Below are 23,189 nucleotides of genomic sequence, written 5' to 3' on the forward strand. Positions count from 1 at the left end.
CGCGATGAACAAGATTCGCAAGGGTGACGAAGTTATCGTCATCACCGGCAAAGATAAAGGCAAGCGCGGCGTCGTGCTGTCCGTTGGCGAAAGCAAAGTGATTGTCGAGGGCATCAATCTCGTCAAGAAACACGTCAAGCCGAACCCGATGAAGGGTACGACGGGCGGTGTGGAAGCCAAGACGATGCCGCTGCAAATTTCGAACGTCGCATTGGTCGACGCGAATGGCAAGGCGTCGCGTGTAGGCATCAAGGTCGAAGGAGACAAGAAAGTCCGTTTCCTTAAAACGACCGGTGCCGAGCTGAGCGCCTGACGCTGCGGAGTAAAAAAATGGCTCGTTTGCAAGAGTTTTACAAAGAAAAGGTTGTACCCGGCCTCATCGAGAAGTTCGGTTACAAGTCCGTGATGGAAGTGCCGCGTATTACCAAGATCACCCTCAACATGGGTCTTGGCGAAGCGGTCGCTGACAAGAAGATCATCGAAAACGCCGTTGGCGACCTGACGAAGATCGCAGGCCAGAAGCCGGTGATCACGAAGGCACGCAAGGCAATCGCTGGCTTCAAGATCCGTCAAGGCTATCCGATCGGTGCAATGGTGACGTTGCGCGGTCAGGCGATGTACGAATTTCTGGATCGTTTCGTGACGGTTGCGCTCCCCCGTGTGCGCGACTTCCGTGGCGTCTCGGGTCGTGCGTTCGATGGTCGCGGCAACTACAACATCGGTGTGAAAGAGCAGATCATTTTCCCCGAAATCGACTACGACAAGATCGACGCGCTGCGTGGGCTGAACATCAGCATCACGACAACTGCGAAGACCGACGACGAAGCAAAGGCTCTGCTCGCCAGCTTCAAGTTCCCGTTCAGAAACTGAGGTTACCGTGGCTAAACTGGCACTGATCGAACGTGAAAAGAAGCGTGCTCGCCTCGCTGCTAAGTACGCTCCCAAGCGTGCAGAACTGAAGGCGATCATTGGCGATATGAGCAAGTCGGACGAAGAGCATTACGCAGCACGTCTTGAACTGCAGCAACTGCCGCGCAACTCTAACCCGACCCGTAAGCGCAATCGTTGCGCAATTACCGGTCGTCCGCGCGGTACGTTCCGTAAATTCGGGCTGGCGCGTAACAAGATTCGCGAAATCGCGTTCCGCGGCGAGATCCCTGGCCTGACCAAGGCGAGCTGGTAATAGGAGAAACGTAAATGAGCATGAGTGATCCTATCGCCGATATGCTGACTCGCATCCGCAATGCGCAGATGGTTGAGAAAGTCTCGGTGACTATGCCCTCGTCGAAAGTCAAGGTTGCGATTGCGCAAGTCCTTAAGGACGAAGGCTATATCGATGATTTCGCAGTGAAGTCCGAAGGTGCGAAATCTGAATTGAACATCGTGTTGAAGTACTACGCTGGCCGTCCGGTGATCGAGCGCATTGAGCGCGTTTCGAAGCCTGGCCTGCGTGTGTATCGCGGCCGTAACGACATCCCCGTGGTCATGAATGGCCTCGGCGTGGCAATCGTGTCGACGCCGAAGGGCGTGATGACGGACCGTAAGGCGCGTGCAACGGGCGTTGGCGGCGAAGTCATCTGCTACGTCGCTTAAGGCCGAAAGGAGAGAAACATGTCTCGAGTAGGTAAAAGCCCGATCGCGCTGCAAGGCGCAGAAGTGGCCCTGAGCGACGAACGCATTACCGTCAAGGGTCCGCTGGGTACGATTTCGCAGGCTGCTAACAGCCTTGTGAAGGTGGTGAACGACAACGGCACGCTTAAATTCGAGCCGACTGACGAAAGCCGCGAAGCGAATGCGATGTCGGGCACGATGCGCGCACTGGTTGCGAACATGGTGAACGGCGTGACGAAGGGTTTCGAGCGCAAGCTGACGCTGGTTGGCGTCGGCTACCGCGCACAGGCGCAAGGCGACAAGCTGAACCTGTCGCTGGGTTTCTCGCACCCTGTGGTGCACCAGATGCCGGAAGGCGTCAAGGCTGAAACCCCGACGCAAACCGAAATCGTGATCAAGGGGATCAATAAGCAACAAGTTGGCCAAGTCGCTGCAGAAGTGCGCGGCTATCGCCCACCGGAGCCCTACAAGGGCAAAGGTGTGCGTTACGCCAACGAGGTTGTGATCCTCAAAGAAACGAAGAAGAAGTAAGGGTGCGCAATCATGGATAAGACTCAATCTCGCCTGCGCCGCGCTCGTCAGACGCGTATCAAGATCGCTGAGCTGCAGGTCGCGCGTCTCGCCGTGCATCGCACGAACACGCACATTTATGCGCAAGTGTTCTCGCCGTGCGGCACCAAGGTGCTCGCTAGCGCGTCGACGCTCGAAGCCGAAGTGCGTGCGCAACTCGCTGATCAGACGGGCAAAGGCGGCAACGTCGCTGCTGCGACTCTGATTGGTAAGCGCATCGCAGAAAAGGCTAAGGCTGCCGGCATCGAATCCGTCGCCTTCGACCGTTCGGGTTTCCGTTACCACGGCCGCGTGAAAGCGCTGGCCGATGCGGCGCGCGAAGCCGGACTCAAGTTCTAAGGGAAGAATTCGTCATGGCAAAGATGCAAGCGAAAGTTCAGGCTGACGAACGCGACGACGGCCTTCGTGAAAAAATGATTTCGGTCAACCGCGTGACCAAGGTCGTGAAGGGTGGCCGGATTCTCGGCTTCGCCGCTCTGACCGTGGTTGGCGACGGTGATGGCCGCGTCGGTATGGGCAAGGGCAAGGCGAAGGAAGTGCCGGTCGCTGTTCAGAAGGCGATGGAACAGGCTCGCCGCAACATGTTCAAGGTGCCGTTGAAGAACGGTACCCTGCAACACGAAGTGCACGGTAAGCATGGCGCATCGATGGTCCTCCTGGCTCCGGCCAAGGATGGTACCGGTGTGATCGCTGGCGGTCCGATGCGCGCAGTGTTCGACGTGATGGGCGTGCAGAACGTTGTGGCCAAGAGCCACGGTTCGACGAACCCGTATAACCTCGTTCGCGCAACGCTCGACGGTCTGCGCAAGCAGTCGACGCCGGGCGATATCGCGGCGAAGCGCGGCAAGTCCGTCGAAGATATTCTGGGCTAAGGTGGACACCATGTCTGATAAAACTGTCAAGGTCCAGCTCGTCAAGAGCCTGATCGGCACCCGTGAAACGCACCGTGCAACGGTGCGTGGCTTGGGCCTGCGCCGACTCAACTCGGTTAGCGAGTTGCAGGACACGCCGGCTGTGCGCGGCATGATCAACAAGGTTTCGTACCTCGTTAAGGTCATCAGCTAAGCGGCTGACCAGGACTCAAGGAGTTGATAATGGAATTGAATAACCTGAAGCCGGCTGAAGGCGCGAAGCACGCAAAGCGTCGCGTTGGTCGCGGCATCGGCTCTGGCCTCGGCAAGACCGCTGGCCGTGGTCATAAAGGTCAGAAGTCGCGTTCGGGCGGCTTTCACAAGGTTGGCTTCGAAGGCGGTCAAATGCCGCTGCAACGTCGCCTGCCGAAGCGCGGCTTTACCTCGCTGACGAAGGAGTTCGTCGGTGAAGTGCGCCTCTCTGATCTGGAGAAGCTGCCGGTCGACGAAATCGATCTGTTGGCTCTGAAGCAAGCTGGTCTGATTGGCGAGATGATCACGAGCGCCAAGATCATCAAAACCGGCGAGCTGAAGCGCAAGGTCGTTGTGAAGGGTCTGGGTGCGACGAAGGGTGCGCGCGCTGCTATCGAAGCAGCCGGCGGCTCGTTCGCCGAGTAACGCGCAAGTCGATTTTGCCGTCACTAGCATTAGCATCGGAGAAGTTACTTGGCTAACAGCCCGATTCTCGCAAAACCCGGTCGCGGCGCGGCGAAGTTTGGCGATCTGCGTCGGCGAGCAGTGTTTTTGCTGCTGGCGTTGATCGTCTACCGTATCGGCGCGCACATTCCGGTGCCGGGTATTGATCCGGACCAGCTGGCAAAGTTGTTCCAAAGCCAGTCGGGCGGCATCCTTGGCATGTTCAACATGTTTTCGGGTGGCGCACTTTCGCGGTTCACGATTTTTGCGCTGGGGATCATGCCGTACATTTCGGCGTCGATCATCATGCAGTTGTTGGCGATTGTGTCGCCGCAGCTGGAAGCGCTGAAAAAGGAAGGGCAGGCGGGGCAGCGGAAGATCACGCAGTACACGCGTATCTTTACGGTTCTGCTGGCGACGTTCCAGGCGTTCGGCATTGCCGTGGCGCTGGAAAATCAGCCGGGCCTGGTGATCGATCCGGGGATGGTGTTTCGTTTGACGACGGTCGTGACATTGGTGACCGGCACGATGTTCCTGATGTGGCTGGGTGAGCAGATCACGGAGCGCGGGCTTGGCAACGGTATCTCGATCATCATTTTCGGCGGTATTGCGGCGGGTTTCCCGAACGCAATCGGTGGTCTATTCGAACTGGTGCGAACCGGCTCGATGAGCATCATCTCGGCGATTATCGTGGTCGCGCTGATTGCTGCAGTAACGTATCTGGTGGTGTTCATTGAACGCGGCCAGCGCAAGATTCTTGTGAACTACGCCAAGCGGCAAGTCGGCAACAAGATATACGGCGGACAGTCTTCGCATCTACCGCTGAAGTTGAACATGTCGGGCGTGATTCCGCCGATCTTTGCATCGTCGATCATTCTCTTCCCGGCAACCATCCTGAACTGGTTTAGTTCGGGGTCGCGTACCAGCTGGTTCGCAGACACGTTGCACAATGTGGCCGAAGCTCTTAAGCCCGGTCAACCCGTGTACGTGTTGTTGTACGCGTTGGCGATCGTCTTCTTCTGTTTCTTTTACACCGCACTGGTGTTCAACAGCAGAGAAACGGCCGACAACCTGAAAAAGAGTGGCGCTTTCGTCCCAGGCATCCGCCCGGGCGATCAAACAGCGCGATACATTGACCGCATCCTCACACGTCTGACGCTGGCTGGTGCGATCTACATCGTGTTTGTTTGCCTGCTGCCCGAGTTTTTGGTACTGCGCTGGAACGTGCCGTTTTATTTTGGTGGAACGTCGCTGCTGATCATTGTCGTCGTCACAATGGATTTCATGGCGCAGGTGCAGTCGTACGTTATGTCGCAACAGTATGAATCGCTGCTGAAGAAAGCTAATTTCAAAGGCGGCGGCGTCCCGATGCGTTGAAAGGACTTATGGCCAAAGACGATGTTATCCAGATGCAGGGTGAAGTCATCGAAAACCTGCCTAACGCTACCTTCAGGGTGAAGCTGGAAAACGGCCATGTCGTATTGGGACACATATCCGGCAAGATGCGGATGCACTACATCCGAATCTTGCCGGGCGACAAGGTGACGGTTGAATTGACGCCTTACGATCTGTCGCGTGCGCGGATCGTGTTCCGGGCGAAGTGATTTGAAAAAAGGGTAATATCATGAAAGTGATGGCATCGGTTAAGCGCATTTGCCGCAATTGCAAGATCATCAAGCGCAAAGGCGTTGTGCGCGTGATTTGCAGCTCTGATCCGCGCCACAAACAGCGTCAAGGCTGAACGCCGCGCTTTTTGCTAGCGCTTTTTGTTTGAGGAAAAACAATGGCTCGTATCGCAGGGGTTAACATCCCGAATCACCAGCATACCGAAATCGGCCTGACGGCTATTTATGGTGTCGGCCGCACGCGCTCGCGCGACATTTGCGTCGCTGCTGGTGTGGCATTTTCGAAGAAGGTCAAAGACCTGAACGACGCAGACCTCGAAAAGCTGCGTGAAGAAGTCGGCAAGTTCATCGTAGAAGGCGATCTGCGCCGTGAAACGACGATGAACATCAAGCGCCTGATGGATCTCGGCTGCTACCGTGGCGTGCGGCATCGTAAGGGCTTGCCCCTGCGCGGCCAACGTACGCGTACGAATGCCCGTACGCGCAAGGGTCCGCGTCGTGCAGCGCAATCGCTGAAGAAGTAAGCGGAACTGACAGTTACAGGAAAACGTAATGGCTAAGGCTTCGAACAACTCCGCGGCGCAACGCGTTCGCAAGAAGGTCAAGAAGAACGTCGCCGAGGGCGTGGTTCACGTTCACGCGTCGTTCAACAACACCATCATCACGATCACCGATCGTCAAGGCAATGCACTTGCTTGGGCAACGTCGGGTGGTCAAGGCTTCAAGGGTTCGCGTAAATCGACCCCGTTTGCAGCTCAGGTGGCAGCCGAATCGGCAGGCCGCGTGGCGATGGAATACGGCGTGAAGAACCTCGAAGTGCGGATCAAGGGCCCTGGTCCTGGTCGTGAGTCGGCGGTGCGCGCGTTGCATGGTCTTGGTATCAAGATCACCGCGATTTCCGACGTGACTCCTGTCCCGCACAACGGCTGCCGTCCGCCGAAGCGTCGTCGTATTTAAGACGCCGATTTTACGAGCGCCTGTTGCCGCCCTGCGCGGCGGCAGGCCGCTTGTGCTATTGAATTGACTAAGCCCACCGTTCGACCCAAAGGGTTCGGACTAGCGTAGGTGCAAGCACCTGCGTGATTAATCATAGAAGGAATCAACGTGGCACGTTATATCGGCCCTAAGGCCAAGCTGTCCCGCCGTGAAGGCACTGACCTCTTCCTGAAGAGCGCCCGTCGTTCGCTCGCTGACAAGTGCAAGCTTGACAGCAAGCCTGGCCAACACGGCCGCACCTCGGGTGCACGCACGTCCGACTACGGCACGCAGTTGCGCGAAAAGCAAAAAGTGAAGCGCATTTACGGCGTTCTCGAGCGTCAATTCCGTCGTTACTTCGCCGAAGCCGACCGCTTGAAAGGCAACACGGGTGAAAACCTGCTGCAGTTGCTCGAGTCGCGTCTGGACAACGTCGTGTATCGCATGGGCTTCGGCTCGACGCGCGCTGAAGCGCGTCAGCTGGTTAGCCACAAGGCGATCACGGTGAACGGCGTCGTGTCGAATATCCCGTCGATGCAAGTGAAGGCAGGCGACATCGTTGCCGTGCGCGAACAGAAGAAGAAGCAAGCGCGTATTCTCGAAGCGCTTTCGCTGGCTGAGCAAGGCGGTCTGCCGAGCTGGGTCGCTGTGGATTCGAAGAAGTTCGAAGGCACGTTTAAGTCGAAGCCGGAGCGTAGCGACATCGCCGGCGATATCAACGAAAGCCTGATCGTCGAATTGTATTCGCGGTAATCGGATTAACGGCCGGGGCACCTCGATTGCGTTGCGCAAGGAGATGTCTCGGCTGTTTATTTTCAGGTTGTTACCGGTCAGCCTTATCGGTGTAACGAGCCGAGGGTATTGAAAAGGAAAACCTATGCAAACCAGTTTGTTGAAGCCCAAGATCATCGCAGTTGAATCGCTTGGCGAGAGCCATGCGAAAGTGGTCATGGAACCGTTTGAACGCGGTTACGGCCACACCTTGGGTAACGCGCTTCGGCGCGTGCTGTTGTCGTCGATGATCGGCTACGCGCCGACCGAAGTGACGATCGCAGGCGTCGTACATGAGTATTCGACGCTCGACGGTGTGCAAGAGGATGTGGTCAACCTGTTGTTGAACCTGAAGGGCGTAGTCTTCAAGCTGCATAACCGTGACGAAGTGACGGTTACGCTGCGCAAGGAAGGCGAAGGCGTTGTTACCGCTGGCGACATCGAACTCGCGCACGACTGCGAAGTGATCAACCCGGATCACGTGATTGCGCATCTGTCGAAGGGCGGTAAGCTCGACGTTCAGATCAAGGTCGAAAAGGGCCGCGGCTATGTGCCCGGCAATGTACGTCGTTATGGCGAAGAGTCGGCCAAGATCATCGGCCGTATCGTGCTGGACGCGTCGTTCTCGCCGGTTCGCCGCGTGAGCTACGCCGTTGAAAGCGCTCGCGTCGAACAGCGCACTGACCTCGACAAGCTCGTGATGAACATCGAAACGAACGGTGTGATTTCGCCGGAAGAAGCGATCCGTCAATCAGCTCGCATTCTGGTCGATCAACTGTCGGTGTTCGCTGCTCTGGAAGGTACCGAGGCAACGGCGGAAGCGCCGTCGCGTGCGCCGCAGATCGATCCGATCCTGCTGCGTCCGGTCGATGATCTCGAGCTGACGGTTCGTTCCGCGAACTGCCTGAAGGCCGAGAACATTTACTACATCGGCGATCTGATCCAGCGCACGGAAAACGAACTGCTCAAGACCCCGAATCTGGGTCGCAAGTCGTTGAACGAAATCAAGGAAGTACTGGCGTCGCGTGGTTTGACGCTTGGCATGAAGCTCGAAAACTGGCCGCCGGCAGGTCTGGACAAGTAAGTCGAGAGTCATACCGGGACAGAACCCGCTGCGGCACTGGCAAAGACGCGGATTTTCCTTTAAAATCCGCGTCTTGTCTTTTTTCACTACCGGCCCGTGCACTCACACCTTCTGGTGAATCGAGTGCGATAGAAGAGCTGGACCAAAACTCTGAATCGAAGGAATTAACATGCGTCACCGTCATGGTTTGCGGAAACTGAACCGCACGAGCAGCCACCGTCTGGCAATGCTCCGTAATATGTCCAACTCGCTGATCGCGCACGAAGTCATCAAGACCACGCTGCCGAAAGCAAAAGAACTCCGTAAAGTTGTCGAGCCGCTGATCACGCTCGGCAAGAAGCCGTCGCTGGCAAATCGTCGTTTGGCGTTCAACCGCCTGCGCGATCGTGACTCGGTTACGAAGCTGTTCGAAGTTCTGGGCCCGCGTTACGCTACCCGTCCGGGCGGCTACCTGCGCGTGCTGAAGTTCGGCTTCCGCAATGGCGACAATGCGCCGATGGCACTGGTCGAACTGCTCGACCGTCCGGAAGTTGAAGAAGTTGAAGTGCAAGAAGCTGAGTAAGCTTTTAGCAACCAAGAAAAGCCAGGCACCTAGCCTGGCTTTTTTGTTTTCGGGAGCCGAAAGCGTGGTCGACAGATATCCGCCGCGACAAAACGCCCAAGGCCGCCTGATCGCCGTGGTCTCGTCTGCGAGAGCATGGGGCTAGGTGATACGATAACGGCACCTGAATCGTGCGTCGCCGGAGCCTGTTGTGAGCCAGTGTGTGACCTTGATTCTGACCACGGTTCCGGATGCGGCCGTCGCTCAGAAACTTGCTACGGATGCGTTGGCCGCACGGCTATGCGCCTGCGTCACGCAGTTAGGCGCGGTGCAGTCCAGTTACCACTGGCAGGGCACGATCGAGTCTGCGCAAGAGATCCAGTTGCTGTTCAAGACCAGCGTCGCACGTGCATTGGAACTTGAACAATACATTCACACGCATCATCCCTACGACACGCCGGAAATCCTCTCGTGGCAAGCGACGGCGTCGGCCGCCTATAGCCAGTGGATCACCGCTGAAACCCAACGTCCCCTCCATGTTTAACGGTCTTGACCGACGTGCGCGCGTGGCGCTGCGCACCCTATTCCTGCTGCTCGCCAGCCTCGTACTCGCGCAGTTCGGCACGCTCGCGCGCGCCGCGGACGATTTTCTGGATCCTGCGCTTGCGTTCAAATTCAGCGCGACGGAGAAACCAAGCGAAGTCGATGTCACCTACAAGATTGCGGACGGCTACTACATGTACCGCGAGCGTTTCGCCTTCGCGACCCGCAACGGCACGACCACAATCGGTGAGCCGCAACTGCCGGCTGGTCACGTCAAGTTCGATCAGACCTTCAACAAGAATGTCGAAACGTATCGTAATGAGCTGACGATCCGTATCCCGATCAAGCAGGCGACCGGCCCTTTTGATCTGGCCGTGACGTCACAAGGCTGTGCCGATGCCGGCATTTGCTATCCGCCGATGGAGCGCGTCTACCACGTCAGCGGCGATGCCTTGCAGCCGGCCGTGAGCACAGCGACTCCTGCCGCCGCCCCGCAATCCCCGGCAGCCAGCGGCACGCCTTGGTATGAGCGCGCCACAAACGCCGACTATGCGCAGTCGCTGCTTCAAGGCGGTGGGTTCTTCGCCATCATCGGGCTCTATTTCGTTGCCGGCGCTGTGCTCAGCTTGCTGCCGTGCTCGTATCCGATGATTCCGATTCTGTCGGCCATCATCATCGGCGAGGGCGCGCGGGTGACACGTGCCCGCGGCTTCGCTTTGTCGTTGGCGTATGTGATCGGTATGGCGCTGGTCTACACCGCGCTGGGCGTTGCCGCCGCGATGGTCGGCCAGAGTCTCGGCGCATGGCTGCAGAATCCGTGGGTGCTCGGTGCGTTCGGCGTTCTGCTGACCATTTTTGCGCTGACGCTGATCGCGGGCTTCGACATCGCGTTGCCGCAGCGTTGGCAGGACGGTGTGTCGCGCGCCTCCACGGGGCGTGCCGGCGGCAAGTTCGCTGCGGTCGCGGTCATGGGCGCGTTGTCGGCATTGGTGGTCGGTGCCTGTATGACGGCGCCGCTGTTTGCCGTGCTGGCGTTTATCGCACATACCGGCGACGCCGTGCTCGGCGGCGCTGCGCTGTTTTCGATGGGGCTCGGCCTCGGCGTGCCGCTGCTGATCCTCGGGCTGGGCGCCGGCACGCTGTTACCACGAGCCGGCGCGTGGATGGACGGCGTCAAGGTCTTCTTCGGCGTGGTGCTGCTCGCGGCAGCGTTGTGGATCGTCTGGCCGGTGCTGGGTGCGACCGCGACCATGCTATTGAGCGCGCTCTGGCTGCTGATCGCGGCGGCGTCGCTCGGCTTGTTCTCGGCACCGGGCGTCGAGTCGTCAGTGTGGCGTCGGTTGAGCCGGGGTGTCGGTGCGGCGCTTGCCATCTGGGCTGCGGTGCTGCTGGTCGGTCTTGCAGCCGGATCGTCCGATCCGCTGCGGCCGCTTGCCGTGCTGGCTGCGCGCGGGCAGGAGGCGTCTGTCGCCAATGTGTCCAATAAGCCCGGTACGGCGCAGCAGGACGATCTGACGTTCGCGCCGGTCCGTTCATCGACGGAGCTCGACCAAGCCGTTAAAACGGCCGCTCAACCCGCCATGCTCGATTTCTATGCGGATTGGTGCGTCAGCTGCAAAGAGATGGAAAAATTCACGTTCAGCGATCCACGCGTCCAGGCGAAATTGAAACAGATGAATCTGCTGCGCGCCGACGTTACCGCGAACAATTCGGACGATCAGATGCTGCTCAAGCGTTTCAGCCTGTTTGGGCCGCCCGGCATTATTTTCTTCGATCAGGGCGGGAAGGAAGTGCTGCGGGTGGTTGGCTACGAGTCCGCGGATAAGTTCTTGCGCAGTCTGGACCGGGTGAGCGCGCCGGGGGCCTGAGTGAGACTGGCCGGGTTTGATGAGTGCACGTCGGAACAAGAAGGCAACTGCGTCACCTTAAAAAGGACGAACCGGTGCGACCCACGAAGACGAGCAACGCAACGCGTCACAATCGCATCGAAAGCTCACCCAAGGCCGCGAGGACGCTAATCGCCGCCCTTCTGCTGGCGCAAGCGCTGTTCACGTCTTGTGCGTGGGCCGCAAGCGAATCAACCGATCCGTCCGCCAACGCAACCACGTCGGCGTCCACGTCAGAAGTAATCCAGCGCGCTGGCAAGTATTACCTCTACCGGAACGGCACGCCGCTCAACGCCACCGGCTACGACGATCTGGAAATCGAAACACACGACAATTTCCCCGATCTCGCCGAAGGCCGGCTCGACTCGCAATATGGATTGCTGGACGCGAAAACCGGCAAAGTCGTGCTGCCATTCGCGTATCAAAGCGTCAAAATCGACACGCTCGACTCCATCGGCCTGATTCAGGTGCGCAAAGACGATCTGGTCAGCTTCGTCCAAGGCGATGGCCGTCCGGCAAAGTCTCCGAGCTATGACGCGATAGGTGATGTCGACGAATCCGGGCAGGTCCTCGCCGAACGCGACGGCAAGCTGTTCATACTCACGTTCAGCAATGGCCAGTTGCGAGGCGAGGACGCCGCACCGCGCTATCGGCCGAGCATCGTCTTACCGCCCGGACTACGCGAGCGCGCCACTCATCCAAATGGTCCGTTGAACGGCACCTACGTGGCGTCGCCCTATCCAGATCTGAAAACGGCATGGGACGCGTGGCGCAAAGGGCAATTGCTCGAACCCGCGCAGCCGGCGGTAGTAGTGAAGGGCGATATTGCCTACGTGTCGTTCGGTATCCTGGCGGGACCGCAGTTGCCGGCCATGCCCAATACGTTGCGGGCTTGCCAGAGCCAGCAGGGTCTCGTGCTGCGTGATACGTCGCAGGCGCGGGGATGCGCGTCGACAGCCAGGCCGCTGTTCCGCTTCCAGCGCGAGGCGGACGGTTCGCTGCGATGTACCGATTGCGACAGCGGCATGCCCGACAAATGGCTGCGTCTGCCGGCGGCCACGCAATCGCTGGTTGGCATCGGTATCGGCATTGCCAAGCCGGTGAACGACACGGGCGCGTTGGTGCGCGCGGTGATTCCCGGCGCACCGGCGCAACTCGCTGGCGTGAAACCTGGCGATCGCATCACGAGCATCGACGGTCAGTCCACGGCGGCGATGTCGCTCGAGCAGATCACCGCGTTGATTCGAGGTCAACCGGCCACTACGGTGAAGCTGGGGATCGAGCGAGAGACCAAACTGCTGGAGTTGAGTGTCGAGCGCAAGGCAATGGTGGTCGAGGCTGACTAATCGGCGTTGGGCTGGGCGGAGAAGCCTGCCGAACCGCCAACGGCAAGCGCCTCGTCACAGCGGCATGATGCGCGCAAACATGCTTTTGCTTCGCGCAACACGGCACCCACGGCACCCAGCTCTCGCTCCGCGAGAGCCTCATAAAAGAACGGAGGCGCGACTTCAGGGTCGTGCCTCCGTTCTTTTCTCAGCCTTACCTCACGCCAAAAAACGCGGCCGCATCAATTCACTTCTGCGAGCGCAGAATCCTGGCGGCATCCAGCGCGAAGTACGTCAGCACGCCGTCCGCGCCGGCGCGCTTGAACGCCAGCAGCGATTCCATCATCGCCTTGTCGTGATCAAGCCAGCCGTTCTGCGCCGCCGCCTTCAGCATCGCGTACTCGCCGCTCACCTGATACACGTACGTCGGAAACTGGAACTCGTCTTTCACGCGACGCACGATATCCAGATAAGGCATACCCGGCTTGACCATCACCATGTCCGCGCCTTCGTTGATGTCGGCTTGCACTTCGCGCAGCGCTTCATTCGAATTGGCCGGGTCCATCTGGTAAGTCATCTTGTTGCTCTTGCCCAGGTTCGTGGCGGAGCCGACGGCATCGCGGAACGGGCCATAAAACGCCGACGCGAACTTGGCCGCATAAGCCATGATCCGCGTATGGACATGGTCTTCGCTCTCGAGCATTTCGCGGATAGCACCGATGCGCCCGTCCATCATGTCCGACGGCGCGACGATATCCACGCCCGCTTCAGCCTGAACACGCGCCTGTTCGACGAGAATCTCGACGGTTTCGTCGTTGATGACGTAACCGTTTTCGTCGAGCACGCCGTCCTGGCCGTGGCTCGTGTACGGGTCGAGCGCCACGTCGGTCAGCACACCCAGCTCGGGGAACTGCTTCTTCAGTTCGCGAACCGCGCGCGGAATCAAGCCGGCAGGATTGATCGCTTCGCGGCCGTCAGGCGTTTTCAACGAGGGTTCGATCGCCGGAAACAGCGACAGCACGGGCACGCCCAGCTCGACACATTGCGCGGCGACGCCCATCAGCAGATCGACCGACACGCGCTCGACGCCCGGCATCGACGGCACGGCTTGCCGTACGTTGGTGCCTTCGACGACAAACACGGGGTAGATCAGGTCGTTGGTGGTGAGGATGTTTTCCCGCATCAGGCGACGCGAGAAATCGTCACGGCGCATGCGGCGCGGACGGTAGTGCGGATAAAAGCTCATATCGACTCGAAGATCGTGGATGTGTGGAGTGGGCAAGTAACGCCTGCCTCCGCCCCGGAAACTTTTCGAGACAATGGTATATCATACCGATCGAGCAAGGCGCCATGCGCTGACCTCCCCGCTTCTCCTCCCTGAGCGGGTGCCTGTCGTTTTTTCGATTAGGCTGTTTGACCCGCCGTTAAAGCGGCGGGTTTTTTTATGGGCGGCCGGAAATGCCGTCTGGTTTTGATCCGGCACCCGCAAGGTTTATTGCGCGGCGTCCGCTTCGCCCGCCGCATTGGGGATCAGCCAGCTTTCAACCAGCTCGTGCGCTTCGTCGATCCCAACGCGTTTGAGTGCCGAGAACAATTGCGCGGTCAACTCGCCCCGATAGCCAGCGGTGCGGTATTCAGCGAGACCTTTCTGCGTAGCGCGCAATGCGTTCACGCTTTCCTGGCGCGTCAATTTGTCGCATTTGGTCAGCAGCGTGTGGATCGGCTTGCCGGTCGGCGCGAACCACTCGATCATGCGCCGGTCCAGATCCGTCAACGGTCGGCGCGAGTCCATCATCAGGATCATGCCGCGCAATTGCGAGCGCGATTGCAGATAGGTGGATAGCAGCGCTTCCCAGTGCGCCTTGGCGGCGCCCGGCACTTCCGCATAGCCGTAACCCGGCAGGTCGACCAGATACGCGGTCGGCTCCTCTTCCTTGCCCACCGAGAAATAATTGATGTGCTGCGTGCGGCCCGGCGTCTTACTGGCGAAAGCGAGACGCTTCTGGTTGCACAGAATATTGATGGCCGTGGACTTACCCGCGTTCGAGCGTCCCGCAAAGCAGATCTCGGGTTGCGCGGTAGCCGGCAGATCACGCAAGTGATTGACGGTCGTGAAAAAGCGGGATTGGTGGAGCAGGAAGGACATGATCAGGCCGGTATTCGAGACGCCGGGGAACCCGGAGTGGGGACGGGTCAAGCCCGACTGGCGTCTTAGCGATTAGCGAGTTATTGTACAATACGATGGTTTACTGAAAACCTGAGGGGGCCAGCCCGCGTGCCTTGGCGGCTCTTCACGGGTCTGTCGGTCGCTGTCGTAGTTTGCAAAATCTTCAAGAAAACGCTGGGCTGTCCCAGGTTTTCCGCCCCGAAGAAAGTCCCTCAGGGACTCTCTAAAAATCCCACAAGACGAGACAGGGTGTGCGAATGAATCGACTGAGCAAGACTCTGATGGTGCTTCATGTAGCGGCAGGTCTTTCAGGTTTGGCAATTCAGGCACGAGCAGCAGATCCGGCAAAACCGGACATCAATCGGGGGCAGGCAATCGCGGTACAGGTGTGCGCGTCATGCCATGGTGCAGACGGCAACAGCGCCGGCGGTGCGTATCCAAAGCTGGCGGGCCAGCATCCCGAATATCTCGTCAAGCAGCTCAAGGACTTCAAGACCCAGCCCGGCGCGAAGCAGCCCGCACGCAACAATGCGATCATGGCGGGCATGGCGGCCGCTCTGTCCGATCAGGACATGGTCAACGTCGCTGCCTATTTTTCGACGCAGACGCCGAAGCCCGGCTACGCGCACAACAAAGACACCGTGCCGCTCGGTCAGAAGATTTATCGCGGCGGGATCGCGGACAAGGGTGTGCCGGCGTGTGCGAGCTGCCACGGCCCGACCGGTCAGGGGATTCCATCGCAGTATCCGCGTCTGTCGGGGCAATGGGCTGAGTACACCGTGACGGAGCTGCTGGCGTTCACGCAAGGTCCAGGCGCACGCAACAACAACGAGCCGATGCATGCCATTGCCACACGGTTGTCGGATAGTGAGATAAAGGCAGTCGCCGATTACATCGCGGGCCTGCATTAAAGGGTTCGCACGCAAAGCAACCGGCCCGCCGAGGCCGGTGCAAAACAAGAAAAGGGTGGGGGCGTCGTGCCTACGACAGCCCTTCACCCTTTTTTGCTGTTCAGTCGGAGTATGAATGAGCGTCACCACGTCGGGTTTGCAGTCGAAGTCGGGCAATCGCATTGCGCGCAATGTCATCGAAGTTTTGAGCTCGATGCGCTTCGCCATTTCGTTGCTCGTGATTCTGTCGATCGCCAGCATCATCGGCACCGTTCTCACGCAGGACGATCCGTATCCCAACTACGTCAATCAGTTCGGCCCGTTCTGGGCGGACATCTTCCGCTCGTTGAGCTTGTACACGGTGTACAGCTCGTGGTGGTTCATGCTGATTCTCGGTTTCTTGATGGTGTCGGTGTCGCTGTGCGTGATCCGCAATGCGCCGAAAATGCTCGCCGACGCGAAGAGCTGGAAGGACAAGGTTCGCGAAGGCAGCCTGCGCGCGTTCCATCACAAGGGCGAGTTCGCGGTGAACGGCACGCGCGCGCAGACGTCGATGGTGCTCGCCACGCTCTCGGCCAGGCTCGGCTACAAATTCGTCACGCGTGAGTCGGAAGGCGCCACGCTGATCGCCGCGAAGCGCGGGGCGTTGACCAAGTTCGGTTATATCTCGGCGCACATCGCGATCGTCGTGATCTGCCTGGGCGGTCTGCTCGACAGCAATCTGCCGATCAAGCTGCAAATGTGGCTGTTCGACAAGTCGCCGATCCGCGCCAACACGGTGATCAACGACATTCCGCCGGAACATCGCCTGTCGCAGTCCAACCCGACCTTCCGCGGCTATGCGTGGGTGCCGGAAGGGCAGCACGTGTCCACGGCGATCCTGAACCAGCCGGACGGCTCGCTCATTCAGGACCTGCCGTTCTCGATCGAGTTGAACAAGTTCATCGTCGACTATTACTCGACGGGCATGCCGAAGCTGTTTGCGAGCGACATCGTCGTGGTCGACCACAAGACCGGCGCGCGCGTGCCGGCGCGCGTCGAAGTGAACAAGCCGTTCACCTACGACGGTGTCTCGATCTATCAGTCGAGCTTCCAGGACGGCGGCTCGCAGATGCAGATGACGGCCTACCCGATGAGCGGCGCGAGCGCGAAGACCGCGCCGTTCGGCGGCACGATCGGCGGCAATGCGTCGTTGAGCACGGCAACGCCGCTTGCCGACGGTCAGACGGTCGAGTTCACCGATTTCCGAGCGATCAACGTCGAAAACGTGTCGAACGGCAGTGGCCAGAACGACGCACGTGGCGTGGCCGCGCATCGTACGCTGAAGGAAGCCTTCGACGAACGGCTCGGCTCCGGCGCCAAATCGTCGAAGCCGCTCGATCTGCACAATGTCGGCCCGTCGGTGCAGTACAAGGTGCGCGACAAAGACGGTCAGGCGCGCGAGTACAACAACTACATGCTGCCGGTGGACGTCGCCGGCGAGCGGATGTTCCTTGCCGGTATGCGCGTGAATCCGGACGATCCGTTCCGCTATTTGCGGATTCCCGCCGACAGCGGCGGCACGGTCAAGGAATGGATGAACCTGCGTGCCACGCTGGAAGATCCGGCCATGCGCGCCGCGGCCGCGCACAGCTTCGCGCTGCGCTCGGTGCCGGGTTCGAACACGGAACTGCAGCAGCACCTCGAAGAAAGCGCGCTGCGCGTGCTGACCCTCTTTGCCGGCGCGGACAACAGCATCAAGCTGCCGAACGGCCAACCGGTCGGCGGCTTCCAGGCGATCGCCGGCTTTATCGACCATTCCGTGCCGAAGAGCGAGCAGGAAAAAGCCGCCGGTCTGCTGCTGCGCATGCTGGAAGGCTCCACCTGGGATCTGTGGCAACTGTCCCGTCAGCAACTCGGCGAGCCCGCGGCGACGGCCAACGCGGACGCGAGCCGATTCATCCAGAGCTCGATCAACGCGATATCCGACAGCTTTCTGTATGGTTCGCCGGTCTATTTACAGCTCGACTCATTCAAGCAGGTGCAAGCTTCGGTATTTCAGTTGACGCGCGCGCCGGGCAAAAAAGTCGTGTATCTTGGCAGCCTGCTTCTCGTGTTGGGCATCTTTTCGATGTTCTACGTCCGCGAACGGCGCCTGTGGTTCTGGCTCAAAGACACCGATCACGGCACGAACATCGTGATGGCCATGTCGAGCGCACGTAAAACGCTCGACTTCGAGAAAGAGTTCGTCCAAACGCGCGACGCTGTCGGCGCCGCACTGGGCGCCAAACTCACTGAAGCATCCGGCGGCTCCGACAAGCCCGGCCACCCCGGCGCGCCGTCCGCAAGCTCACAAGATTCGACCCGGTAAGATCATGGACTTGACTCAGGTTTCCTCCTCCTCCTCGCCCGCGCGCCCGAAAAAGGCGAACGCGGAAGAGTCGTTCAATGCGCTGAATGTCGCGCAATACGACGAACGGCCGTTCCTGAAACGGCTCGGCGTCGTCGATTGGCTGTTCGCCGTCGCGATGGTCGCGGGCGCCGGGTTTGCGCTGTCGCGCTATCACCCGTTCATGAATTACTACGACAAGCTGGTGCTCGTGTGCGCGGTGCCGGTCTTCATGGTGCTCGGCTGGCGCTGGAAACCGGTGCGTTTGCTGATGGTGGGGATCACGGCGCTGTCGTTGCTGGCCATTCAGATTTACCACGGCGACCTGAGCCGCGCGGATAACGCGTTCTTCCTCAAGTATTTCCTGTCGAGCCAGTCCGCGATTCTTTGGATGAGCGCGCTGTTCGTGTTCGCCACCGTGTTCTACTGGATCGGCCTGCTGTCGCGCTCGCCGACCGGCGCCGCAATCGGCTCGAAGATGACGTGGGCCGCGGTGCTGATGGGCTTCGTCGGTCTGATGGTGCGCTGGTACGAGTCGTACCTGATCGGCGCGGACGTCGGCCATATTCCTATTTCGAACCTGTACGAAGTGTTCGTGCTGTTCAGCCTGATCACCGCGCTGTTCTACCTCTACTACGAGCAGCACTACAGCACCCGCGCGCTCGGCGCGTTCGTGCTGCTGGTGATCAGCGCGGCCGTCGGCTTCCTGATGTGGTACTCGGTCGCGCGCGACGCGCAGCAGATCCAGCCGCTGGTGCCGGCGTTGCAAAGCTGGTGGATGAAGATCCACGTGCCGGCGAACTTCATCGGTTACGGCAGCTTCGCGCTGTCGGCCATGGTGGGGGTCGCGTATCTGTCGAAAGAGCGCGGCGTGCTGGCCGATCGTCTGCCGCCGCTCGAAGTGCTCGACGACCTGATGTATAAGTCGATCGCTGTCGGATTCGCGTTCTTCACGATCGCGACGATTCTCGGCGCGCTGTGGGCCGCGGAAGCGTGGGGCGGTTACTGGAGCTGGGACCCGAAGGAAACGTGGGCGCTGATCGTCTGGCTGAACTACGCGGCATGGCTGCATATGCGTCTGATGAAGGGGCTGCGCGGTGCGGTCGCGGCATGGTGGGCGCTGACCGGCTTGCTGGTCACGACCTTCGCGTTCCTCGGCGTCAATATGTTCCTGTCGGGCTTGCATAGCTACGGCAAGCTGTAAGATCTGCCGCTTCGAGCCGACTAAAAACCGCCGCGTGCTTCGCACCGGCGGTTTTTTTATGGCTGGCGGAATATTTGCTGCATCCAGGGTGTTCGTCCTGAGAGTACCTACGGTGTGGCAGGACAGATACCCGAACGAACAGGCGATTTCGCCATCTGACCGGACAACCCGGACAGACACGCGACCGGCAAGGAGCTGCACGATGTGGATCAAGCGAAGCGACAGAATTCAACTCAGCGGCGACGATATCGCGCGCAGCGAAATCACGCCGCGGCGCGTCTTCGAGAACCGGCGGCGCGTGTTGCAGGCGGCCGGCGCGATGGCGCTCGGCGGTCTGATCGGCGCAAACGGCGAGGCGTTGGCGGCGTACACGTCGCCGGATCCGAAGGCGCAGAAACTGGCGGCGAAGACCAACGCCAAATTCGTCGCACTCGACAAGATCACACCGTTCAAAGACATCACCACGTACAACAACTTCTACGAGTTCGGCACCGATAAAGCCGATCCCGCGCAGAACGCGGGGACGTTGCGGCCGCATCCGTGGAAGGTGAGCGTCGAGGGCGAGATCAAGAATCCGAAGGTGTACGACATCGACGAACTGCTGAAGCTCGCGCCGCTCGAAGAGCGTGTCTACCGGCTGCGCTGCGTCGAAGGGTGGTCGATGGTGATTCCGTGGATCGGCGTGCCGCTCGCCGAGTTGATCAAGCGCGTGCAGCCGACCGGCAACGCCAAGTATGTGCAGTTCATTACGCTGGCCGATCCGTCGCAAATGCCGGGACTGTCGACGCCAGTGCTCGACTGGCCGTACTCCGAAGGTCTGCGCATGGACGAGGCGATGAATCCGCTCACCTTGCTGACCATGGGGCTTTACGGCCAGATCCTGCCCAATCAGAACGGCGCGCCAGTGCGCATCGTGGTGCCATGGAAATACGGTTTCAAGAGCGCGAAGTCGCTGGTGAAAATCCGCTTTCTCGACAAACAGCCGAAGACCAGCTGGAACACGTATGCGACGAACGAATACGGCTTCTATTCGAACGTAAATCCGAATGTCGATCACCCGCGCTGGAGTCAGGCGACGGAGCGGCGTATCGGTGAAGACGGGTTCTTCACACCCAAGCGCAAGACGTTGATGTTCAATGGCTACGGCGATCAGGTCGCGTCGCTGTATCAGGGCATGGACCTGAAGAAGAACTTTTGAGCGAACGACTTCGACGATATGGCTTCCGATACGCAACCGGCTACACAAGCCGAACCGCGTAAGGCGGCGCGTGCGCCTGCTGCCGCGTCGGCACAGGCAAGACGCCCCACGGGCGGCGCGCGCTGGATCGTACCGGCGAAGATCGTGGTGTTTATCGCCGCATGGTATCCACTCGCGCGCATCGTGCTGTTCGGCGTGACGGATCGGCTCGGCGCCAATCCTATCGAGTTCATCACGCGCTCCACGGGCTTGTGGACGCTCGTGTTCCTCTGCGTCACGCTGGCGGTGACGCCGTTGCGCAGGCTGACCGGCGTGGCCGCGTTCGTGCGTTTTCGCCGCATGCTCGGGCTCTACGCGTTCTTCTACGCGACGCTGCATTTCACGACCTACCTCTGGTTCGACAAGTGGTTCGACGTCGCCGCGATTCTGAAGGACATCGGCAAGCGGCCGTTCATCACCGTGGGCTTCGCGGCGTTCGTGTTGCTGATCGTGCTGGCCGTGACGTCGCCGCGCGCGATGGTGCGCAAGCTCGGGCGACGCTGGCAGATGCTGCATCGTTCGATCTATGCGATCGGCGCGCTCGCGATCCTGCATTTCTGGTGGATGAAGGCGGGCAAACACGATCTGGTGCTGCCGAAGATCTACGGCGCGATCATGGTGGCCCTGCTGGGCTGGCGGTTGATCGTGTGGATGCGCGAACGGAGAGTGACGGCGCGGTAAGCGGCGAGCTTCATCTCCTTCCGCGCGCCGGACCTGCCAAAAGAAAAAGGGCGATGCCGTTTCGCGGCATTGCCCTTTTTCTTTGCAACGTCAGGTCGTTGACGTTTACGCCGGCAAGATCGTTTCGCCCGCAAACAACTGCTTGACCTCTTCGCGTGCACGAACCAGATGCACCTGTGTACCATCAACCATCACCTCGGCCGCACGCGGACGGGTGTTGTAGTTGGAGCTCATCACGAAACCGTACGCGCCGACCGAGCGGATCGCCAGCAGGTCGCCGGGTTCGACCGCGAGCAGGCGCTCGCGACCCAGCCAGTCGCCGCTTTCGCACACCGGACCCACCACGTCGTACACATGAGCCGGCACGTCGTGCTTCAGCACGGGGTCGATTGCGTGATACGCCTCGTACATGGCGGGCCGCGCGAGATCGGTCATCGCCGCGTCGACGATGGCGAAGTTCTTTTCCGCGCCCGGCTTCAGAAACTCGACGCGCGTAAGCAGCACGCCCGCATTGCCGACCAGCGAACGGCCCGGCTCGAAATACACTTCGCGATGGCCGTGGCCACGCGCTTCGATACGATCCAGCACCGTGCGCACGAACTCGCCGATTTCCGGCGGCGTTTCGTCGTCGTAGGTAATGCCGAGACCGCCGCCCACGTCGATGTGGCGAATCTTTACGCCGTCCTGCTCGATCTGCTCGACCAGCTCCAGCACTTTGCCGACCGCGTCCAGATAGGGCGCGACTTCGGTGATCTGCGAACCGATATGGCAGTCGATGCCGACCACCTCGAGGTTCGCCATGGCGGCGGCGGCTTGATAGGTGGCGCGCGCGTCCTCGAAAGCGACACCGAACTTGTTCGACTTCAGTCCGGTGGAAATATACGGATGCGTTTTTGCGTCGACGTCGGGATTCACGCGCAGCGAAACCGGCGCCTTCTTGCCCATGGCCGCAGCCACCGCATTCAGACGGTCGAGTTCGGGAATCGATTCGACGTTGAAGCATTTGACGCCGGCCGCGAGCGCGTCGCGCATTTCGTCCGCATGCTTGCCGACGCCGGAAAACACGGTGTTTTCCGCTTTGCCGCCGGCGGCCAGCACACGCGCCAGTTCGCCGCCCGACACGATGTCGAAGCCCGCGCCGAGACGCGCGAACACATTCAGCACCGCGAGATTGCTATTGGCCTTAACGGCCACATGCACGGTTGCGCGACGGTCTGCGCAAGCGCCTGCGTACGCGTTCCACGCGGCAGTCAGCGCGGCGCGCGAATAGACGTACAGCGGCGTGCCAAACTGCTCGGCGAGGGAGACGGCGGACACGCCTTCGGCGTGCAGCACGCCGTCGACGTAGTCAAATGCGGATCGAGTCATGCGGAAGTCTTATTGAACGGGTGTGGCGGCGGAGGCAGGCAGCGGTGCAGCCGTAGCGGAGGCAGCGGAAGCGGGCGGCGTGGCGAGTTCGGTTTCCGGCGCCAGCGAGAGCGGCGAGCCCGAGGTGTCCGGCACTTCACCCATGGGGCTCGGCGTGCCCGGATTCACTGCGGGGTTGGTCGCGGCCGGCGGTGTTTGCGTACGATCGGCCGGCTTGGCCGGGAGCGGCGGTACGGCCGGCAGATAGAGCGAACCGCGTTGTCCGCAGCCGGCCAGTGCACAACCTGCGAGAATGGCTAAACCCGCTACAATCGCGCGGCCGGGCGCCGCCGCGCGCATCCGAGATACGACTCGCATGACTGTCCCTGAATAAATAATCGATGGAGTTTAGCATGTCCGATAGTGATTACCTGACCCGCGCGGAAGCCGCGCTAGCCGCCATCGAACGCGCGGTTGACGACATCGCCGCCGACATCGAACTCGAGCGCAGCGGCAACGTGCTGACCCTCGAATTCGAGAATCGCACGAAGATTATCGTCAACCTGCAACCGCCCATGAGCGAGATCTGGATCGCCGCGAAAGCGGGCGGTTTTCATTTCCGTTTTGTCGATGGCGAGTGGCGCGATACCCGCAACGGCACGGAGTTTTTCTCCGCGCTGTCGGAGTACGCGACGCAACAGGCTGGCGAGCCGGTTCACTTCGAAGCATAAGCGCGGCAGCCATCTAATTGCGTAAACGAAAACCGCCGCGTATCGAACGCGGCGGTTTTTGTATTTCTGGTGGGCTAAAAAACCAC

30 protein-coding genes are annotated in these 23,189 nt (G+C 60.1%); 26 read left to right on the plus strand and 4 right to left on the minus strand.

Annotated features, from left to right (window positions below; translation table 11 throughout):
* Positions 1 to 4 precede the first annotated feature (4 nt).
* The 20 genes from rplX to B0G83_RS30605 all read left to right on the plus strand — a co-directional run bounded on the left by rplX (position 5) and on the right by B0G83_RS30605 (position 12,499).
* The gene (gene rplX / locus B0G83_RS30510) at positions 5 to 313 is read left to right on the plus strand and encodes a 50S ribosomal protein L24 (RefSeq protein ID WP_035554751.1); all 309 of its coding nucleotides are present in this window, start codon (positions 5 to 7) and stop codon (positions 311 to 313) included.
* 17 nt (positions 314 to 330) lie between these two features.
* A complete protein-coding gene (gene rplE, locus B0G83_RS30515; RefSeq protein ID WP_006052214.1) occupies positions 331 to 870 on the plus strand; it encodes a 50S ribosomal protein L5 in 540 nt (179 codons plus the stop codon).
* 7 nt (positions 871 to 877) lie between these two features.
* Entirely contained in the window at positions 878 to 1,183 is a 306-nt protein-coding gene (rpsN, locus tag B0G83_RS30520; RefSeq protein ID WP_006052215.1) for a 30S ribosomal protein S14, read from the plus strand.
* Positions 1,184 to 1,197: 14 nt separating this feature from the next.
* Positions 1,198 to 1,593, plus strand: a complete 396-nt coding sequence (rpsH, locus tag B0G83_RS30525) for a 30S ribosomal protein S8 (protein WP_006052216.1) — start codon at positions 1,198 to 1,200, stop codon at positions 1,591 to 1,593.
* Positions 1,594 to 1,611: 18 nt separating this feature from the next.
* Positions 1,612 to 2,142, plus strand: a complete 531-nt coding sequence (gene rplF, locus B0G83_RS30530) for a 50S ribosomal protein L6 (protein ID WP_105511084.1) — start codon at positions 1,612 to 1,614, stop codon at positions 2,140 to 2,142.
* Between the two features lie 12 nt (positions 2,143 to 2,154).
* A complete protein-coding gene (rplR, locus tag B0G83_RS30535; protein ID WP_006052218.1) occupies positions 2,155 to 2,520 on the plus strand; it encodes a 50S ribosomal protein L18 in 366 nt (121 codons plus the stop codon).
* A gap of 14 nt (positions 2,521 to 2,534) precedes the next feature.
* A complete protein-coding gene (rpsE, locus tag B0G83_RS30540) occupies positions 2,535 to 3,053 on the plus strand; it encodes a 30S ribosomal protein S5 (RefSeq protein ID WP_006052219.1) in 519 nt (172 codons plus the stop codon).
* Positions 3,054 to 3,063: 10 nt separating this feature from the next.
* A complete protein-coding gene (gene rpmD, locus B0G83_RS30545; protein ID WP_007180126.1) occupies positions 3,064 to 3,246 on the plus strand; it encodes a 50S ribosomal protein L30 in 183 nt (60 codons plus the stop codon).
* A gap of 29 nt (positions 3,247 to 3,275) precedes the next feature.
* Positions 3,276 to 3,710, plus strand: coding sequence for a 50S ribosomal protein L15 (gene rplO / locus B0G83_RS30550; RefSeq protein WP_035554754.1), 435 nt, complete (start codon positions 3,276 to 3,278; stop codon positions 3,708 to 3,710).
* A gap of 48 nt (positions 3,711 to 3,758) precedes the next feature.
* Positions 3,759 to 5,105 (plus strand): preprotein translocase subunit SecY, encoded by a 1,347-nt coding sequence (gene secY / locus B0G83_RS30555; RefSeq protein WP_105511085.1) that lies wholly within the window; start codon positions 3,759 to 3,761, stop codon positions 5,103 to 5,105.
* An 8-nt stretch (positions 5,106 to 5,113) separates the two neighbouring features.
* Positions 5,114 to 5,332, plus strand: a complete 219-nt coding sequence (infA, locus tag B0G83_RS30560; protein WP_004521905.1) for a translation initiation factor IF-1 — start codon at positions 5,114 to 5,116, stop codon at positions 5,330 to 5,332.
* A 20-nt stretch (positions 5,333 to 5,352) separates the two neighbouring features.
* The gene (rpmJ, locus tag B0G83_RS30565; RefSeq protein ID WP_004199844.1) at positions 5,353 to 5,469 is read left to right on the plus strand and encodes a 50S ribosomal protein L36; all 117 of its coding nucleotides are present in this window, start codon (positions 5,353 to 5,355) and stop codon (positions 5,467 to 5,469) included.
* A 42-nt stretch (positions 5,470 to 5,511) separates the two neighbouring features.
* On the plus strand, positions 5,512 to 5,877 hold the full coding sequence (rpsM, locus tag B0G83_RS30570) for a 30S ribosomal protein S13 (RefSeq protein ID WP_012434566.1): 366 nt from the start codon (positions 5,512 to 5,514) through the stop codon (positions 5,875 to 5,877).
* Between the two features lie 28 nt (positions 5,878 to 5,905).
* The gene (rpsK, locus tag B0G83_RS30575; RefSeq protein WP_006052224.1) at positions 5,906 to 6,310 is read left to right on the plus strand and encodes a 30S ribosomal protein S11; all 405 of its coding nucleotides are present in this window, start codon (positions 5,906 to 5,908) and stop codon (positions 6,308 to 6,310) included.
* A gap of 147 nt (positions 6,311 to 6,457) precedes the next feature.
* Positions 6,458 to 7,081, plus strand: coding sequence for a 30S ribosomal protein S4 (gene rpsD, locus B0G83_RS30580; protein ID WP_105511086.1), 624 nt, complete (start codon positions 6,458 to 6,460; stop codon positions 7,079 to 7,081).
* Positions 7,082 to 7,205: 124 nt separating this feature from the next.
* Complete coding sequence (locus B0G83_RS30585; protein WP_006052226.1) at positions 7,206 to 8,183, plus strand: DNA-directed RNA polymerase subunit alpha; 978 nt, start codon at positions 7,206 to 7,208, stop codon at positions 8,181 to 8,183.
* 169 nt (positions 8,184 to 8,352) lie between these two features.
* Positions 8,353 to 8,745, plus strand: a complete 393-nt coding sequence (gene rplQ / locus B0G83_RS30590; protein WP_035554761.1) for a 50S ribosomal protein L17 — start codon at positions 8,353 to 8,355, stop codon at positions 8,743 to 8,745.
* 190 nt (positions 8,746 to 8,935) lie between these two features.
* Entirely contained in the window at positions 8,936 to 9,268 is a 333-nt protein-coding gene (gene cutA / locus B0G83_RS30595; RefSeq protein WP_105511087.1) for a divalent-cation tolerance protein CutA, read from the plus strand.
* Positions 9,261 to 11,135 carry a protein-disulfide reductase DsbD gene (dsbD, locus tag B0G83_RS30600; RefSeq protein WP_105511088.1) on the plus strand — a complete coding sequence of 625 codons (1,875 nt, stop codon included), beginning with the start codon at positions 9,261 to 9,263 and terminating at the stop codon, positions 11,133 to 11,135. The genes cutA and dsbD overlap by 8 nt, the downstream gene beginning before the upstream one ends.
* A 74-nt stretch (positions 11,136 to 11,209) precedes the next feature.
* Positions 11,210 to 12,499: a PDZ domain-containing protein gene (locus tag B0G83_RS30605; protein WP_105511089.1), complete on the plus strand. Its 1,290-nt coding sequence runs from the start codon at positions 11,210 to 11,212 to the stop codon at positions 12,497 to 12,499.
* Between the two features lie 226 nt (positions 12,500 to 12,725).
* Here the strand turns inward: B0G83_RS30605 and hemB are convergent, their stop codons facing one another.
* Both hemB and yihA read right to left on the minus strand, forming a co-directional pair.
* Positions 12,726 to 13,724 (minus strand): porphobilinogen synthase, encoded by a 999-nt coding sequence (gene hemB, locus B0G83_RS30610; protein WP_105511090.1) that lies wholly within the window; start codon positions 13,722 to 13,724, stop codon positions 12,726 to 12,728.
* Between the two features lie 246 nt (positions 13,725 to 13,970).
* A complete protein-coding gene (gene yihA, locus B0G83_RS30615) occupies positions 13,971 to 14,624 on the minus strand; it encodes a ribosome biogenesis GTP-binding protein YihA/YsxC (RefSeq protein WP_105511091.1) in 654 nt (217 codons plus the stop codon).
* Positions 14,625 to 14,902: 278 nt separating this feature from the next.
* Here yihA and B0G83_RS30620 point away from each other — a divergent pair, with 278 nt between their 5' ends.
* From B0G83_RS30620 to msrQ, 5 genes are all read left to right on the plus strand, one after another.
* A complete protein-coding gene (locus B0G83_RS30620) occupies positions 14,903 to 15,556 on the plus strand; it encodes a cytochrome c (protein ID WP_105511092.1) in 654 nt (217 codons plus the stop codon).
* 115 nt (positions 15,557 to 15,671) lie between these two features.
* Positions 15,672 to 17,885, plus strand: a complete 2,214-nt coding sequence (locus B0G83_RS30625) for a cytochrome c biogenesis protein ResB (RefSeq protein ID WP_105511093.1) — start codon at positions 15,672 to 15,674, stop codon at positions 17,883 to 17,885.
* Positions 17,886 to 17,889: 4 nt separating this feature from the next.
* Positions 17,890 to 19,107 carry a c-type cytochrome biogenesis protein CcsB gene (gene ccsB / locus B0G83_RS30630; RefSeq protein ID WP_105511094.1) on the plus strand — a complete coding sequence of 406 codons (1,218 nt, stop codon included), beginning with the start codon at positions 17,890 to 17,892 and terminating at the stop codon, positions 19,105 to 19,107.
* A gap of 202 nt (positions 19,108 to 19,309) precedes the next feature.
* A complete protein-coding gene (msrP, locus tag B0G83_RS30635; protein ID WP_105511095.1) occupies positions 19,310 to 20,305 on the plus strand; it encodes a protein-methionine-sulfoxide reductase catalytic subunit MsrP in 996 nt (331 codons plus the stop codon).
* A gap of 18 nt (positions 20,306 to 20,323) precedes the next feature.
* Positions 20,324 to 21,025 (plus strand): protein-methionine-sulfoxide reductase heme-binding subunit MsrQ, encoded by a 702-nt coding sequence (gene msrQ / locus B0G83_RS30640; protein WP_105511096.1) that lies wholly within the window; start codon positions 20,324 to 20,326, stop codon positions 21,023 to 21,025.
* A 105-nt stretch (positions 21,026 to 21,130) separates the two neighbouring features.
* Here the strand turns inward: msrQ and lysA are convergent, their stop codons facing one another.
* Both lysA and B0G83_RS30650 read right to left on the minus strand, forming a co-directional pair.
* Complete coding sequence (lysA, locus tag B0G83_RS30645) at positions 21,131 to 22,393, minus strand: diaminopimelate decarboxylase (RefSeq protein WP_105511097.1); 1,263 nt, start codon at positions 22,391 to 22,393, stop codon at positions 21,131 to 21,133.
* Between the two features lie 9 nt (positions 22,394 to 22,402).
* Positions 22,403 to 22,750 carry a lipoprotein gene (locus B0G83_RS30650; protein WP_105511098.1) on the minus strand — a complete coding sequence of 116 codons (348 nt, stop codon included), beginning with the start codon at positions 22,748 to 22,750 and terminating at the stop codon, positions 22,403 to 22,405.
* Positions 22,751 to 22,785: 35 nt separating this feature from the next.
* On the opposite strand from B0G83_RS30650, the gene cyaY reads away from it, so the two are divergent.
* Positions 22,786 to 23,103: an iron donor protein CyaY gene (gene cyaY, locus B0G83_RS30655; RefSeq protein ID WP_105511099.1), complete on the plus strand. Its 318-nt coding sequence runs from the start codon at positions 22,786 to 22,788 to the stop codon at positions 23,101 to 23,103.
* Positions 23,104 to 23,189 lie beyond the last annotated feature (86 nt).

The organism is Paraburkholderia sp. BL21I4N1 (assembly GCF_002973525.1).
Taxonomy (GTDB): domain Bacteria; phylum Pseudomonadota; class Gammaproteobacteria; order Burkholderiales; family Burkholderiaceae; genus Paraburkholderia.